The organism is Rivularia sp. UHCC 0363 (assembly GCF_034931125.1).
Taxonomy (GTDB): Bacteria; Cyanobacteriota; Cyanobacteriia; order Cyanobacteriales; family Nostocaceae; genus Rivularia.
Genome location: NZ_JAYGHM010000043.1, coordinates 42,176 through 58,609, shown reverse-complemented (window position 1 = coordinate 58,609; position 16,434 = coordinate 42,176). Strand labels below are relative to the sequence as shown.

10 protein-coding genes are annotated in these 16,434 nt (G+C 38.6%); 6 read left to right on the top strand and 4 right to left on the bottom strand.

The window, feature by feature from the left end; translation table 11 throughout:
- Positions 1–504 precede the first annotated feature (504 nt).
- The gene (locus tag VB797_RS22375; protein WP_323239946.1) at positions 505–1,158 is read left to right on the top strand and encodes a DUF1361 domain-containing protein; all 654 of its coding nucleotides are present in this window, start codon (positions 505–507) and stop codon (positions 1,156–1,158) included.
- Positions 1,159–1,242: 84 nt separating this feature from the next.
- On the opposite strand, the gene VB797_RS22370 is transcribed toward VB797_RS22375, so the two are convergent.
- The 3 genes from VB797_RS22370 to VB797_RS22360 all read right to left on the bottom strand — a co-directional run bounded on the left by VB797_RS22370 (position 1,243) and on the right by VB797_RS22360 (position 8,567).
- On the bottom strand, positions 1,243–3,651 hold the full coding sequence (locus tag VB797_RS22370) for a putative PEP-binding protein (RefSeq protein WP_323239945.1): 2,409 nt from the start codon (positions 3,649–3,651) through the stop codon (positions 1,243–1,245).
- An 810-nt stretch (positions 3,652–4,461) separates the two neighbouring features.
- Positions 4,462–5,592 carry a DNA replication/repair protein RecF gene (recF, locus tag VB797_RS22365; protein ID WP_323239944.1) on the bottom strand — a complete coding sequence of 377 codons (1,131 nt, stop codon included), beginning with the start codon at positions 5,590–5,592 and terminating at the stop codon, positions 4,462–4,464.
- A gap of 116 nt (positions 5,593–5,708) precedes the next feature.
- Positions 5,709–8,567, bottom strand: coding sequence for a cation-translocating P-type ATPase (locus VB797_RS22360; RefSeq protein WP_323239943.1), 2,859 nt, complete (start codon positions 8,565–8,567; stop codon positions 5,709–5,711).
- Between the two features lie 279 nt (positions 8,568–8,846).
- Between VB797_RS22360 and VB797_RS22355 the strand changes: the two genes are divergently transcribed.
- From VB797_RS22355 to VB797_RS22340, 4 genes are all read left to right on the top strand, one after another.
- Positions 8,847–9,959 (top strand): carboxylate-amine ligase, encoded by a 1,113-nt coding sequence (locus VB797_RS22355; RefSeq protein WP_323239942.1) that lies wholly within the window; start codon positions 8,847–8,849, stop codon positions 9,957–9,959.
- A 335-nt stretch (positions 9,960–10,294) separates the two neighbouring features.
- Positions 10,295–11,983: a transglutaminase domain-containing protein gene (locus tag VB797_RS22350; protein WP_323239941.1), complete on the top strand. Its 1,689-nt coding sequence runs from the start codon at positions 10,295–10,297 to the stop codon at positions 11,981–11,983.
- Positions 11,984–12,570: 587 nt separating this feature from the next.
- Positions 12,571–13,851, top strand: a complete 1,281-nt coding sequence (locus VB797_RS22345) for a hypothetical protein (RefSeq protein WP_323239940.1) — start codon at positions 12,571–12,573, stop codon at positions 13,849–13,851.
- 564 nt (positions 13,852–14,415) lie between these two features.
- Positions 14,416–14,760: a hypothetical protein gene (locus tag VB797_RS22340; protein ID WP_323239939.1), complete on the top strand. Its 345-nt coding sequence runs from the start codon at positions 14,416–14,418 to the stop codon at positions 14,758–14,760.
- A 249-nt stretch (positions 14,761–15,009) separates the two neighbouring features.
- Here VB797_RS22340 and VB797_RS22335 read toward each other — a convergent pair whose 3' ends face one another.
- Positions 15,010–15,834, bottom strand: a complete 825-nt coding sequence (locus VB797_RS22335; protein ID WP_323239938.1) for a PD-(D/E)XK nuclease family protein — start codon at positions 15,832–15,834, stop codon at positions 15,010–15,012.
- Positions 15,835–16,104: 270 nt separating this feature from the next.
- Here VB797_RS22335 and VB797_RS22330 point away from each other — a divergent pair, with 270 nt between their 5' ends.
- Positions 16,105–16,383 (top strand): DUF1049 domain-containing protein, encoded by a 279-nt coding sequence (locus VB797_RS22330; RefSeq protein ID WP_323239937.1) that lies wholly within the window; start codon positions 16,105–16,107, stop codon positions 16,381–16,383.
- The last annotated feature ends 51 nt before the right edge of the window (positions 16,384–16,434 follow it).

Here is a 16,434-nt window from a genome sequence, read left to right as displayed (position 1 = left end):
TACTCCCCCAACAACAGGTAGCACTCCCCCAACAACAGGTAGTACTCCTCCATCAACTCCTTCTACAAATCTTGCTCCTCCTAGTTCTCCCATAACCTCTTCTAACACTTCTACCTCATCTACCACTTCGACCCTATCTTCCCCATCTCCAGATGTAAGCAACATAGAATTTAGTAGCGGTAATTCATTCGTCTCTAATTCAGTTGTAGAAAATCCTTCCACCTTTAAGAAAGCAGCTTGTTCCCAAGACTCTATATGTGATGCAAGACCCTCTCAACCCACACAGCAAGGTCCCCGTAGTCGGATAATGATGCGTTAAAGGTTGATTTAAATTTCTGGAATATAATCGAGGCAGGATGAATTTAATTACACAGCGAGCTAAAAGATAACTAGCTTAAAATGTCATAAATATCATCAATAACTGGTAGCCGGTAATTTTTTACAACTGACTACCAATTACTTATATCTATACACCTATAAATCCGTTTATTGTAAGGAAACAGCATGAAAACAGAACTAACTGAACTAACAGCCAGAGTGTTACAAGTCTTACAAATAAATATCCGCTGGATGACTTGGAATTTATTTCTAGCTTTTATACCTTTAGTTTTAAGTGTTTGGCTGTTTCGTCGTACAAAACGCAGTCGTTCCTGGGTTTGGTGGTTGGGATTTGCGGTTTTCTATGCTTTTTTGCCAAATGCACCTTATTTACTAACTGATGTCATTCACTTAATAGATGATATCCGGACAATTCAATCGGTGTGGATAATAACCTTAGTGCTAATTCCCGTGTATCTGGTAGTGATTTTAGGTGGGTTTGAAGCTTACGTTATCTCCTTAATCAACATGGGTCACTATCTGCACCGCATTGGTAAAAGCCAGTGGATTCTAGGTGTAGAGTTAATTACTCACGCTTTATCTGCGGTTGGTGTCTATTGGGGAAGGTTTTTACGCTTTAACAGTTGGGATTTTGTCACTCAACCTGATGCCGTAATTACTCAAGGTGTAGAAGAAATTTTAGGTAAACAGCCTTTAGTAATTTTAATTATTAGCTTTGTGATTCTTGCTGGGTTGTACTGGTTAATGAAACGCATAACTTTAGGTTTTGTCAGTCAAAGATCCACAGGTGTAGCGAAGACAATTATCAATGAACAATAAACAATTATTAGTTGTTAATTTATTATTAAGACTTTTAAGCTAGATTAAATACGAATTAACCTCATATCAAAGGGCGATCGTTATTTACCGCAACTGACGACGTGCTGCTTCTAAAAGTAAACCTTGTTCGGCGCGGAAAATTGCCTGATATGTCCGCTGCAATGCTTCAGGTTCAACAGATATAGAAGTGATTCCCCATTGCACCAGTTTCTCGATGATTTCAGGATACAATGCCGGTGCTTGACCGCAAATAGAACAAGGAATACCCGCTTCTTTTGCCATTTTAATCAGTCGAGATATAGCACCCATGACCACCGGATGACGTTCGTCAAAGCTTTTTGCTAACAGTGCTTGATCCCGATCAACTCCTAATAATAACTGGGTTAGATCGTTAGTACCAATCGAAATTCCCTGCACCCCTGCTTCGACATATTCTGGCAGCAAAAATAGTACGCTCGGTACTTCTGCCATAATCCATAGTTGAAATTCTCCTACATCGGTTAATCCTGCTTGCTCAACTTTCCGACGACAAAAAGCAAATTCTTCTACAGTACGAACAAAAGGTAATATTAAACGAATATTATGATAGCCTGCTCGCTGTACGTTTTTGAGGGCTGTGAGTTCTGCATCAAAAACTTCGGAGTTTATTAAGTAGCTAAAAGTACCGCGCTGACCTAGTGCTGTTTGCGGTTCTGCTGCATCTACTCCAGCATGGTGAAGGCTTGGTAATTCGTGAGTTCGCCAATCTAAGGAACGATAATAAACTGGTCGTGGAGAAAAAGCCCGGACAAATTCAAGTATTCTTTTTGTCCATAAATCTAGTAATTGCTCGTATCTTCCGTTTCTAATCCATGTATAAGGGTTTTCCCGATTGAGTATGCTTAATACCATTAGTTCCGATCGCAATAATCCCACACCATCCACCGGCAAAGAAAGCGCTTTATCGATCGCGGTAGGCTGACTTAAATTCACCAGCAATTGGGTGGTGGTCATGGGTAGGGTTGTGGATTGATAGGGAATTGAAGGGGTAGAAGAAACCCATGTTGGATTAGCTATTACTGAATCGGAAGTAGGAATGTCTAGAAAAGAAGATTCGTATTTATGATGCTGTTCTTGATCGTGCTTTACTATTACATCGTGATTAATCTGTTCACCTGCATTTTTGGCAAAACGATGCACTTCTCCAGTATCACCGTCCATAAATAGGCGATCGCCATTTTTAAAAAGTTTTGTTGCGTTATTAATGCCGACGATTGCAGGAATCCCTAATTCCCTGGCGATAATTGCAGCATGGCTCGTTAAACCTCCTTTTTCTGTAATAATACCGCCTACTTGTTGCAGCAGTGGCAACCAATCGGGAGTAATTACAGATGCTACTAAAATTATGCCGAGTGGTAGCTGTTCTAAGACCTGTTGGGATTTAATGACCAGAACATTTGCCGATATTCTTCCGGTTGCTGCACCTATTCCTTTAATGGGAGTATTCGAGATATTTATTGCGTTATTCACTTTTGTTAGGTATAGGTTAACCGCATCTCTTTCTTGAATAAAAGTCCAATTCACTGAGTAATCTTGACCAAGTTGACCGACAAGTTTACCTGCTAAGAAACTGATTTGCTGTAATTGCCGTTTCGATAATACGTGAGAAAGCTGTTTTTCTTCCTCTAAAATACATAGTTGCAAACCAGCTTTTTCTACCGTCAGTACTGATGTTTGCCCGTGTTGCCTTACTTCGTTGATCGCGGCATTTTCACAATGATAAGCTAATATTTTATTACCCAAATGTTGTTCCGACACCTTGCCGGTTTCGGGTTCTATATAATAAACATCTGGCTGAATTTCACCCCAATCAATCGCGACTCCTAAACCCCAAGCTGCTTGAATTTCCCATCGGGAGGAGTTTGCATTTAAAGAACCGCTGGCAATAATATTGTTAACTGGCTGTACTAAAACAGCAAAATTAAGCGATCGCAAATCAATTTTTGACTTTTGCCAATAAAGCAGACTTTTAGCACTAAATAATTGACTCCAAATACGCTTTAAAACGTTAGCGATTTCTTTCTCTTCGCTATAGCAAAATATGGATTCATATAATCCAGAATGTTTCGTATTATCTAAAGCATCTGGTAACGCAACGGTTGGACGAAAAATTAAATATGGACTTTCCCAGGTCTTGACTGCTTGATAAATTGTATTACTCAAGCCATCTGGTAAACTTGAACCCATAATTTCTTGGCGTAAGCGTAACGCTACTTGCTGTAATTGTCGCCAATTATCGACATCTAAATGTAAGGAAGAATCAGCTAATTCCCCAATTAGTGTATGAGTTGTACTGATATTTTCGAGATATTTATCTAAAATTTCTGCTGCAATCACAAAGCCAGGGACTACCGGATACCCCTGTTGCATCATCAGGCTCAATCTAAAGGCTTTATCACCAACTCGATCGCGATGTGATGGTTTAATTTCATTCAGCCAGTAAAGTTTATTCACTCAAATATTTCTGCTTATTAGGACGAGCTATCTTTACCGTTTAAAAAGTCAGTTTGATTACCAGTGATTATTTTATGACTGTCTTACCGACAACAGCGATCGCTAATACCAGATAATTTAAGAGGATTACTCTCACTAACTTTTATCGAGCCTAAAAAAATTTGATTCAATCCTTTTAGACTTGCAAGCTATACCCACACGGAAAGTTTATTCAAATAAAACAGGAATGGCCGCAAGTGTCACAAAACTCGGATGGTGCCGTACACTCACCGTCTTATTACTAGGTTGATAATTAGTCTGTGTACTAGCAACGGCAATAAAGGGGGATATTATCTACGCCCCCTCAACCGCCTCCCCTACAAGAAAAATATGCCTTTTTGCTAAGTCCTATAAAATATAGATTAGATAAATTATTTTTAAATTTACATCTATCTGTAGAGGTATTCTACAATTAAGCTATATTTTTTAAATGCTTGATATCAAAAATATCTTGACTAATTATTGATATTCCCAAGATTTAACACAGATATTTAAATCTTTAACTTAGAAACTTAGAGATAGAAAACAGATAAACTGCTATTTAGAGATGTGTTTTTAATCTAGACTTAAGCTCTATTGGTTTCAAAATTATATCACAGTCGTTCAAGAAAGATGGCGATTCTTGCCACATTAACGTTTATTGATTCTTTTCATTGCCAAATCTTGATAGTAGTTTGCCGAGACTATCCTAAGAGATTTTAATTATTTGATCAAAAAAGATTTAAAAATATTTAGGATATTTAAAAAATATTCAATAACTTATCAAAGAAATTAAAAAACGGTCGCTTCCGCTGATAAATTTCCTTTACTGACAGTAATAATTTGCGAAGAATTCAACCATTGAGAATCAAAAGAACCTAAATGAGTAGTAGTAATCAAGGTTTGGAACCGATCTTGAATTGCATCAAGCAATTGATTTTGACGTGAAGGGTCTAATTCAGCTAAAACATCATCAAGTAAAAGCAGGGGTGGTTCACCGACAACTTCTTCAATCAACTGTAATTCTGCCAACTTTAACGCTAAAACCAAAGTTCGCTGCTGTCCTTGAGATCCGTACTGACGTGCGGGAGTATCATTAATTGTCAATTCCACCTCATCACGATGGGGCCCGACCAAAGTAGTACCTTGATGCATTTCCGCAACTGCTCGCTGTTGAATTTTTTCTAAAAATGCTTGTTGTACCTGTTCGGGATGACTTTCTGACAAAGGTACACTCGGCGCGTAACTTACCTGAAGATGTTCCGTAGAACCACTGATTTTGGAGTGCCATAATTTAGCAATGGGAGCGAGTCGCTGGATTGCACGTTCCCGTCGTCGAATTACCCGCGTACCATTTGTAACTAATTGAGTATCCCACAAAGCTAATTGCGATAGAAATTGTTCGGACAAATTCTCCAAATTGTTTTTCAAAAAAGCATTACGTTGTCGTAACACCTTTTGATATTGTTGCAAAATATGAGCGTATATAGGTTCGAGTTGAACTAATAAAGTATCCAACCAACTGCGACGACCTTCGGGACCACCTCGAACCAAATCCAAATCTAAAGAGGAGAACTCTACAGCATTAAGTACACCGAGAAAATCCATCTGACGGCGGAGATTTTCACTATTAAGATTAACAGTGCGGCGACCATTACGGCGTAAAGTTAAAATCAGTTCGCTAACTCCAACTTCGCGTTTCAAACTAGCACCAACCTGAGCTAAAGATTCCTCATCCCTGACCAAATCCTTATCGCGAGAGGTGCGGTGACTTTTCAAAGTTGCCAGTAACTCCACAGCTTCAAGTAAATTTGATTTTCCCTGAGCATTATCACCCACCAAAATTGTTTTTGGAGCCGTAAACTCTACGAAAATATCCTTATAATTGCGAAAATCTCGGAGAGTCAGGGTTTTGAGAAACATAAGAAAAGTTAGAAGCTATACAATTTTAGATTTTAGATTTTAGATTTTGGATTTTGGATTTTGGATTGTGAAATGGTCAGTTAACCTTTGACCTTTGACCTTTGACCTTTGACCTGTTAAACGTTTTTCTTTCCAATTATCCGGAAGAATATTTTTTCCAACTCAATCCAAACAAACATTAAAGCACTAAAGCCCAAGCAAACTCCTAATTCGGACAAACTGAGAATGTGTGTACCAAAGAAAGCTCTCAGAGGTGGGACGTATATTAACATTAGTTGTAAAATCGTCGTCAAAACAACTGCTGCTAATAAGTAAGGATTAGAAAAGGGATTTATTTCTATAGTTAATTGGTTGTTAGAACGAATTGCGATCGCGTGACCCATTTGAGCAATACACAAGGTCGTAAATACCATTGTTTTCCAACGTTCGGGGTCGAGTCCGTTGGGGTCGGGAACTTCCCCATGAGTATGATAATAAGCCCACCGCATCAAAATAATCGTCAGGATGGCGAAGATAATCCCGATACGAATCATATAAAAACCTAACCCTCTAGCAAAAATACTTTCGCGAGGGTTAAAAGGTGGACGTTTCATTACGTCGGGTTCCGCAGGTTCAACAGCTAAAGCTAAAGCCGGTAAACCGTCAGTTACCAGGTTCATCCACAGAATTTGTAATGGTATTAAAGGAACACCTGCTGTCGGTAATAAAATTGTTGAAGCGGCGATCGCAATTACTTCGCCGATGTTGCTACCCAGAATATATTTAATAAAGCGGCGAATGTTTGTGTAAACGACTCTACCTTCCCTAGTAGCAGCAACAATGGTAGCAAAATTATCATCTAATAGCACCATATCGCTGGCTTCTTTACTGACATCAGTACCCGTAATCCCCATTGCAATCCCGATATCGGCTTGTTTGAGAGCAGGAGCATCGTTAACACCGTCCCCGGTCATAGCAACAAATTGATGACGACGCTGTAGCGCTTGCACAATACGTAATTTATGTTCGGGGGAAACTCTCGCGTAGATATTTACTGAATCAACATTTTGCTCAAGTTCCGCATCGCTCATCCGCTGTAATTCTTGACCTGTCAGCACTTTATCGTCAGAGTTAGCAATACCTAAATCAGTTGCGATCGCTCTTGCTGTTAATTGATGGTCTCCGGTAATCATCACCGGACGAATTCCCGCTTCCCGACATTCTTTTACAGATGCTCTTACTTCCGGACGTGGAGCATCAAGCATTCCCACCAATCCCAACCATACCAACCCTTGTTCGTATTGCTCATCGGAACCTTCGGGTGGTTTTTCAATTAAAGGTTTGTAGGCAAAACCCAATACCCGCAAACCTTGTCCAGCCATGCGATCGTTTTCTGCTAAAACTTTTTCTCGCTGTTCTTGAGTCAGTTCAACCGCACTTTTCCCCGTATAAATCTGGGTACAGCGTTGCAAAATCAATTCTGGGGAACCCTTGGTAAACATCAAATAACTTTCTGATGTCAACAGATTACTAATTGCGGGGTCAACATCGCGGAGAGTAGAACCAGTATTTATTTGTTCCACTTGACATATAACACTCATCCGCTTACGTTCCGAGGAAAACGGAAACTCCCCCACGCGGGGTAATTTGCTGTTCCACTGGTCTTGTTCGATTCCTCCTTTTCCCGCTAATGTTACCAAAGCACCTTCCGTCGGGTCGCCGAGAATTATCCAATCACCTTTTTCCTGTTGCAGAACTGCATCATTACAAACAGCGCAAGGAACTAACAAAGGTGGAATTTCTGGATAATCTTCGACATCAATACGAGTACCTTCTAGCTCAAACTCACCTTGAGGAGCGTAACCTTCTCCCGTCACCTTTAATAAGCGATCGCCGGTATAAACCGACTGCACCACCATTTTGTTCTGAGTTAATGTGCCAGTTTTATCAGAGCAAATAGTAGTTACTGAACCCAAAGTTTCCACTGCCGGTAACTTGCGAATCAAAGCATTACGGCGAACCATTCGCTGAGTTCCCAGAGCCAAAGTTACCGTAATTACAGCCGGTAAACCTTCCGGAACCACTGCCACAGCCATACTTAAAGAAACTTCGACTAGCTCCTGTAAATTCCCGCCACGCAGCAAACCGATCGCAATTACCAGCACCACCAAAGCCAAAGAACCACCGACCAAAACGTTACCAAGTTGAGTCATGCGCTGCTGCAAGGGTGTATCTTCTGATTTCACCGACTGCAACAATTCAGCAATTTTACCTAGCTCAGTTTTCATCCCAGTGTGAGTTACCAAAACCTTGGCACGTCCTTGGACAACCTCCGTACCTTGGAAAACCAAATTAATTCTGTCACCTAAACTTGTGTCTTCAGGTAGCTTGATTTCTACCCGTTTATTTACAGCTTCCGCTTCACCAGTCAGAGCCGATTCCCGGATTTGTAAATTGGATTGTTCGATCAAACGTCCATCCGCCGATACCTGCACTCCCGCTTCCAGGAACATGATATCTCCCGGTACCAAATGTTTTCCTTCTACATCGAGTAGCTTACCGTCGCGAATCACTCGCACATTAGGAGCAGATAGCTTTTTCAGCGCCGCCAAAGCCTTCTCCGCACGGCTTTCTTGCAGGTAGCCCAAGATACCATTGAGGATAACGATCGCCATAATCGCGATCGTATCTTTAAAAGGCACTTCACCCGGTTTTAAATTCCCTGCTTGCAAAGCAAGTAAATCCATTACCCCCGAAACAATAGCCACAGCAATCAGCATCAATAACATAATGTTCTTGAACTGATCCACAAGAATTTCCCAGCTACCGCGTCCAGCGGATTCTTCTAATTCGTTCGTACCATATTTTTGCAGCCGAGATTCCACTTCTGGAGAAGTTAAGCCAGTGTCTGCATTAACAGAAAGCAGTTTTATTGCTTCACCGACTTCTAAGCTATGCCAAACGGCTTCATGTTCGGGCAGAGAATGAGCAGACATCTTGTACGTTAGGTTAAAGGAAATGGTTACAAGAAACAATCATAGCTAAAGCATTGATGAGATAACAATTCAATTTAAATCAAAAGTTTTGGTATGTAGGTATTTAAACTGCGAAGTAGGGAATAGGGCAAGAAAAAAAGTAAATCCGGATAATTGAATCTATAGACTGAGGAATTAAAACTAATTTTTGTGCCAGATGTTATTAAATAAACTAAAATCCATTCACGCGGAAGCGTCTTCTTGTAGAGTAATCTAAAATCTAAAATCCAAAATTGAATTATGGCACCTCAAGAAGATTTCACCATCGGAGTAGAAGAAGAATATCAAATTATTGACCCCGAAACGCGGGAACTTACTTCGCGGGTACAGCAAATTTTACCTTTTGCGAAAAAAACAATAGGTGAAAAAGTGCATCCCGAAGTTCAACTTTCACAGATTGAAATAGATACTCCCGTTTGTCAAACTCTTGCTGACGTGCGTAGAGAATTGGTGCGGTTGCGGAAGGGAGTAATTGAAGCTGCACAGAAAGATGGAACTCAAATAGCTTCTTCCGGGACACATCCGTTTTCATCATGGAAGGAACAAGATATAACCCCCAAAGAGCGTTATCAAAAGTTAATTGAAGAATATCAGCAGTTAGGAAAAGAGCAGGTTATTTTTGGCTGTCACGTTCATGTGGGGATTAGCGATCGCCAATTAGCCGTTCAGGTGATGAACCGAGCGCGAGTTTGGCTGGCTCCAATGTTAGCGCTCTCGTCTTCTTCTCCATTCTGGATGGGTACGGATACGGGATATTCTAGCTATCGTACCGAAATCTGGGGGAGATGGCCTATATCCGGACCGCCGTTAATTTTTGAGTCGGAAGCGGAGTACAAAAGAGTTGTCGAAGCTTTAGTTAAAAGTAAAAGTGTTGAAGAAGAAACCAAAATTTATTGGGATATGCGGCTTTGTGTCAAGTACCCAACGTTAGAATTTCGCATGGCTGATGTTTGTATGACGGTAGATGAAGCGGTGATGATAGCCGGACTGACTCGCGCTTTAGCTCGGACTTGCTACGACCAAGCGAAAACCGAAACATCCTACCCAAACACCCGCCAGGAAATAATCCGCGCCGCTCACTGGCGGGCTGCACGCTACGGTTTAGATGCCGAACTACTAGATATAGAACAGCAAAATTCTGTCCCAGCAAAACAACTGATTGAAAAATTTCTCACCTTTGTACGTCCATCGTTAGAAGAATACGGCGATTGGGATGAAGTTTCTACAATTGTTAAACAAATAATCACCCAAGGAACGGGTGCATCACGTCAACGAGAAATTTACAACCGTGCGGGGAAATTAGAAGATGTAGTTGATTATATCGTTGAGCAAACAGGGAAAGGGGTGGTTTGATTTCTAGAAGAAAGCTTGCAAATGTAGCAAGTTTTGTTATGATAGCCGCACCCTAATTAATTGTTATTATTACCAACATCTTTAACCAAAGCTGCTGCTTTCTTAAAAGTTATTCTGCCATTAACATTAAAAGTAACATTCCTAGGATGTAAGTCTTGAAAACGGGTTAAAATCCGAACAAAAGTCTTCTTCAGCGATATTTTTCCCTATATTAAAGATTGGGATCTAATCGGTTGAATATTAGTAAAAGTAAATCCTGATAAATTTAGGAATTATGGATAAATATCGCAATTAATGCGGGTGCGTATAAAACCTTGGAACGAATAAGCTTTAATATGACGAGTGTACTACCCTCTCCCACAGTTAGCCAGATGCAAATAGGGCAAAGGACTATTAGACCGTTTGCTGTTGCCGCTTTATATGGCATCGCATTTATCAAAGATACATTGATTGCCATTGACCCAAGACTTGGGCATCTACTGCAAATTGACCCCTCAAATGACAACACAAAAATTATTAATTCCCATCAAGCGCGGGAATTTTTGGATGTCACTGGTCTAGCGCAGTGGGAAGATACCTTGTGGGTCACGCGAGGCAATAACGTTTATTTGTGTAAGTTAGATACTCTGGCGCTACAGCATTTTGCTACTTTACCTTATCCTGCTAACGGCATTGCCGTTTGGGATTCCACCGTTTACGTAAGTTGCGAAAAACTTGGTAAAATCCTCGTTTTTAATACCAATACGCGAGCAGAAATTGCTAGATTTTACGCTCCCGGTGTAGGAGTAGAAAACTTGGCACTCACCGAAGAAACCCTACTAGTTTGCGATACCGTAGAGCAATCAGTTTACTTTCTCGATCGCGCCACAGGTGAAATTCAATTTAGCGTACTAACCCCCTTTGAATCTCCCACGGGTATTGCAGTACATACCGATTCCTCAACCAATAAACAAAGCATTTATATTGCCTACTCATCCGAAGAACCTTACATCCGCGACAACCCCAACGCAGAACCAAGCTATGAATTAACCTATCGCGATCGCGCTTTTATTCAACTCCTGGATTACCATTACGACCGCGAAAAACGCATTGCGCTTTCTAACGGTTATTTGCTGGAAATGTCCTACGTCGAACAAATTGACCCCTTAGAAGATGTCTATTTACAAGATTTAGAATGGCGTATCGCTTTACCTTCGGACACCGAACGTCAAAAAGTAAAACAAGTTGAACCCGTTGGTTTACCTTTTACTGAAAAAATCATCGACGGACAACGGGTAGCCGTATTTAAATTGAATACTCTATCTCCAGGAGAACATCATCTATTGGGCTGGAGAGCTATTTTAGAAGTGCGTTCTATAAAGTATCGCCTTACACCGCGAGATGTGGAAGACGCTGCTCCCTTACCAAGAGAATTTACCAGTCGTTACCTAATTGATGATGACGACTTAGCAATGGATATCGCTATTGTTCGTGAGGCAGCTATTGAAGCGGTAGGTACCGAAACTAACATATTGCGAAAAATGTACAACATTCGCAACTACGTTTACGATAAATTATCTTACGCCATCAAGCCCCATATCGATACACCAGATATCGTTTTAGAACGCGGCACAGGCTCTTGCGGAGAATACGTAGGTTTGTTGTTAGCACTGTGTCGTTTGAACGGTATTGCTTGCCGTACAGTAGGTCGTTATAAATGTCCTCCTTGGGGAGAAAAACAAGGTGTTCCTCTACAGCCAGATTACAATCACGTTTGGTTAGAATTTTATATTCCTGGCTTCGGTTGGCTACCAATGGAATCAAATCCCGATGATGTCGGACGTGACGGCCCCCATCCCACCCGTTTTTTCATGGGCTTGAGTTGGTTTCATATCGAGATTGGTAAAGGTATTACCTTTGAAACACTGACGAACGAAGGTAAACCCCTTAAAAAAGAAGATATAAGTATTGGTGAATTAGCAATTAATCACATTCGCTTCACCATTCTCAAAGAATTACCAGCCTTTGAAACTGATAGGGAATAGGGAATAGGGAATAGGGAATAGGGAATAGGGAATAGGGAATAGGGAATAGGGAATAGGGAATAGGGAATAGGGAAAAACCCGGCTTTTTTGGTTTTGTTGATAATGGTACAAGATATAACTCCCAACTCCTAACTCCTAACTATTCTCTCTTCATTCACATACACTTCAAAATTTTACCGCCAAACTTCACTACACCTTTATTATATAAATCCAGTTTTTTCTGTAATTTTAAAGAAAGAATTTATATTTTTTGAATTGTATCAAAATCTTTTTAAAATTCTTGATATTTCAGTATTATTGCTCACGATTATTTGGTCATTTAAAGGAAATAATGCGAAGAGAGAATATTCTTTTTTTTTCGTAAGTTCGTAAGTATTTAATAAGAGTTTTCGGGTGCAGTCTAAAATAACGAAACATCAATCATTGATTTTTGATGTTATATAAAGTAAAAAAATCTTGGCAATTGTAATTTACATATACAATACCTTGAATAATCTCAAACGGTCAGCAAAGATAATCTTTAAATATTAAAAAAGATTAAAGCACTTGCTGATATTGCTGAATTTATAAGAAATGGTAATAACAACGTGACTTTTTCTGTAAACCCTGATCTCTACAAAAATCATTCTCCAGAACAACAGATATATCAACATCTGTTTGAATTAGTGCAGTTAAAATCTGTCTCAGAGACGATTGAATGCTTTCGGGATTTATTTATCGAAGGTACCAATTATGTTGAAAAAGAAATTTCGTCAGCATTAGAAGAAATTACAGCATCAAAAAAAGCTGAAAAAGAATTTTACTTGTTTCTTAACCGCTGTTGTTATATTTTAATTAATCGTTGGTATATGCAACCTCAAATGCATTATGCCATATATCAATTAATTGCTATTTTTAATCATCCTTCAAGAAGAATTCTTACTTCACGGAGTAAATCAAGCAGACGTTTGCACGTTTTAGTTAAAGGTTTTATAAACAGCGAACAATATTCAACATTACAACGTCTTGCTCAAGTTATAAATCAAACCACACATTCCGAATCGCACGATCGCAATCAACCTTTAACAGCTTTAATAAGACGCTATCCTTACTTGTATGAACATTGCTTACTCAATGAAGATGCGACTATTGAACAGCAGTGGATAGTAAAACAAATTCAGTCACAAGTGCAAAGAAAATTTGAAATTGATTTATCTCAATATGTTACCTACCAAGTTAGACTTGCTCAAGTAGCTGCCAATAATAGCTCTTTATCAGGAACAAATCGGATTATACACCCGGTAAATAATCCTACACTATTAAGCGATACTCAGGTAAATATTGCTTTAAAAAATTTCTTGGGTAAAGTAGAAGGTGAAAACACGTATAAAGATTTAGCACATAATTTTTTACATTACAGCAGTCAAGCTACTTGTTTCCGAGCTTTCAAAGATGATTTGTATGAATACTTAATATCCGGAATTGACTGGGAATATGGAAAACTTCAATTTCACCAGCGATTGTATGCTCAACTGCAAAACAGTTTACCGCAAGCAGACTTTCAGAAGGTTAACGATTTTTTGATAGTCAGAACTTGCCAAAAACTACTTAATTTTTTGATCGTCGAAACTTCTTCTTCACCGCAACATTTTACTTTTCTTGATTTAATTGGCAATCAAGGTTCAATTTGTGCAATTGGGCTATTATTAAAAATTATTTTGATTTGTCGTAAAATTAAACCATATCTTGCCAAGCGTGTTGCAATTTTGTTCAATCATTACGAATTTGCAAATGATCATAATATTGATTGGTTTGTAGCATTATTGGAAGAATTGAATATTGCTTTAAGCATTCATTTTGGCAACATTGACCTGTGTTATTTTAAATAGTTTAAGTTGAATTAAATCATCTCCACCTCACCTCAATCCTTCTGCTTAGCCTACCGTGTACACACATATAGCGACCCCTTAGATTCCCCGCTTAGTTGGGGGTGGGGGAGTTTGAATCCTATCCCCCCCTTTTTTAAGGGGGGTTAGGGGGGATCAAAAGTCTATAAAGCTTTACAAAACTTGTGTGTACACCGTAGGCTTGGCAAAGAGAGGGAAGCCAGAAACAGGGTGAGGTTTTATATAAATCAGGACTTACACAAGTGTCACAAAACTCGGATGGTGCCGTACACTCACCGTCTTATTACTAGGTTGATAATTAGTCTGTGTACTAGCAACGGCAATAAAGGGGGATATTATCTACGCCCCCTCAACCGCCTCCCCTACAAGAAAAATATGCCTTTTTGCTAAGTCCTATAAATTAAACTCAACATAAAATCGCTATGTTTTCGTTACATTGTAGTAAATATTATTTTTTAGAGTTTTTTCCGTGTAATCTAGCAGGTAATCATGAGTAAAACCCAAGTATGATAAATTATAAAAAATATAAATATAAATAGAAGTCAAATGGGCAGATTATTAATCAAATGTATCGGGCTACTTCTACTATTAATCGGTATTTATTATTTGGGTCAAAATATTATCTTTACAAGTACTTATTATCGATACTTCTATCAAAGCTTACCAGCAGTTGGTTCAGTTTTAGCAATTGTAGGTGGTATTTTAACATTAGTATTTTTTCGCAGAGAAACTGGTAACTTCGGATGGATTTTACTCATGATTGGTATTGTACTTATTTTCTTAAGTGGAGGAGTTATATTACAACCAACCAGCTTATGGAATTTTTTAGTTAGTTTTGGGACAATTGCAGTTGGATACAAGCTGTTAAATGAAGGAAGAATTAACTTTTAAATATAAATATAGCAACCCTAAATCATTTGTAAAAAATCATAATTATTAATATTTAGAATTGTAGTGCGAGCAAGATGCATGTCCTTACGGACACGCTGCGCTACCGCACTACTTATTTATATTTCACGAATCATTTTGCACTGCTATAGTCCTAAATAATAAACCCTGTTGAAAAAAATCAGCGTTCTTAATTCTATTCCCTATTCCCTATTACCTATTCCCTATTACCTATTACCTATTACCCATTCCCTATTCCTCATCTTCCGCATCCGAAAAATCACAAATCGAGTGAAACTGACAAAAACGACAGTGATAACCAGGATTGGGAGGAAATATGTTACTAAAATTTTTTTGATTTTGATGATATTGTTGTAAATCTTTTTGATGCTTGTTAGCAATATAGCCTAGGTGAAATTCAATCAGTCTTAATTCACTATTATTAACTGTTATCACATGAGATTTCTTACCCATTTCTAAATTGTAAAATGAGGCTATTGCTTGATATTTTGGGTAAAGATAATGTGCTGCAAGTAAATAAACTAATGCTTGTCTACGATCAAAAGGAGATTTACCAGTTTTAAAATCTATAATATGTAGAGTGTTATCGGATTCGTTTAATACACAGTCCATAGATGCATACAAGCGAAAGCGATAATTTTCGTGTTCGATCACAATTGGTTTGGGAAAACCTTCATCCCCACGAGTTAATAACATGATACGCTTATCTAAAAGTAAAGGCGCATCTTGATATTTTTTTAATATTTGCCGCACTCGCTGCTGAATTTCATCACCTAAATTGCTTAATTTTAAAAGTCCGGCAACTTTTTCTACTCCATCATCAGATTTGAGTAAATTTCTATTATGATGAAACTCGTAAACACCCTTTTGGGCTAACAAACCGATACGTTGTGATGCAGTAACTTTTGCTTTTAATAACGCTTTAACTTTTGGTTCATCTTGTCGCGCTTTTATAAATCCCCGTTTCATTTGACAGTGCCAGCGTTGTTGCCCTGAAGCAGGGGCAATTAAAGACCAAAGATGATAGCTGGCGAAAAGTCTTACAGGGCTTGACATTGCTATACAGCGGTAATAAAAAATGCTGGGTAGAAAGTGTTTAACTACAAATACTACAACTTTAAAATGGCTATTTTAGTATTATTTTTGATATTTAGTTATTAAATATAAATCGTAAATTCATTTGTATGTCATACACCCTGTTAAGCTTAGATACATTTACAGCCTATGGTCAAAGATGAAATACAGTAACCTATATTCTAACTCTTGAAACTAAATTATTGATAAGTCTACTATCTTACAACAAGTTTATTAGTTTATAAATTAAATATGAAAACAACCGTAAACCTGGTTTTATCAATAGTTATCGCTTTGTGGATAATGGCGATCGCTATTATCTCAGTGCAAAATGCCACACCAGTATCGTTAAGATTTCTTACATTTGAATCCGTTCAAATTCCGGTAGGGTTAGTGCTGACTTTTTTTATTGCTGTAGGAATAATTAGCGTAAGTCTACTACAACCTTTGTGGAGTATATCTAATTCCCGAAAAAGCACTTCTCGAAGATATGAAGATGATGCCGAATTTTTTGTTGATGAAGATTTTTAAAGTTTGGTAAATTTAATTTAACAATTTTAGTTTTTACTAATAATGAGCGAG

Excerpts from the sequence above, each read along its gene's own strand:
- recF (WP_323239944.1), bottom strand. The coding sequence starts at position 5,592 with ATGTTTCTCAAAACCCTGACTCTCCGAGATTTTCGCAATTATAAGGAT.
- VB797_RS22335 (WP_323239938.1), bottom strand. The coding sequence starts at position 15,834 with ATGTCAAGCCCTGTAAGACTTTTCGCCAGCTATCATCTTTGGTCTTTA.
- VB797_RS22350 (WP_323239941.1), top strand. The coding sequence starts at position 10,295 with ATGACGAGTGTACTACCCTCTCCCACAGTTAGCCAGATGCAAATAGGG.
- VB797_RS22360 (WP_323239943.1), bottom strand. The coding sequence starts at position 8,567 with ATGTCTGCTCATTCTCTGCCCGAACATGAAGCCGTTTGGCATAGCTTA.
- VB797_RS22330 (WP_323239937.1), top strand. The coding sequence starts at position 16,105 with ATGAAAACAACCGTAAACCTGGTTTTATCAATAGTTATCGCTTTGTGG.
- VB797_RS22355 (WP_323239942.1), top strand. The coding sequence starts at position 8,847 with ATGGCACCTCAAGAAGATTTCACCATCGGAGTAGAAGAAGAATATCAA.
- VB797_RS22375 (WP_323239946.1), top strand. The coding sequence starts at position 505 with ATGAAAACAGAACTAACTGAACTAACAGCCAGAGTGTTACAAGTCTTA.
- VB797_RS22340 (WP_323239939.1), top strand. The coding sequence starts at position 14,416 with ATGGGCAGATTATTAATCAAATGTATCGGGCTACTTCTACTATTAATC.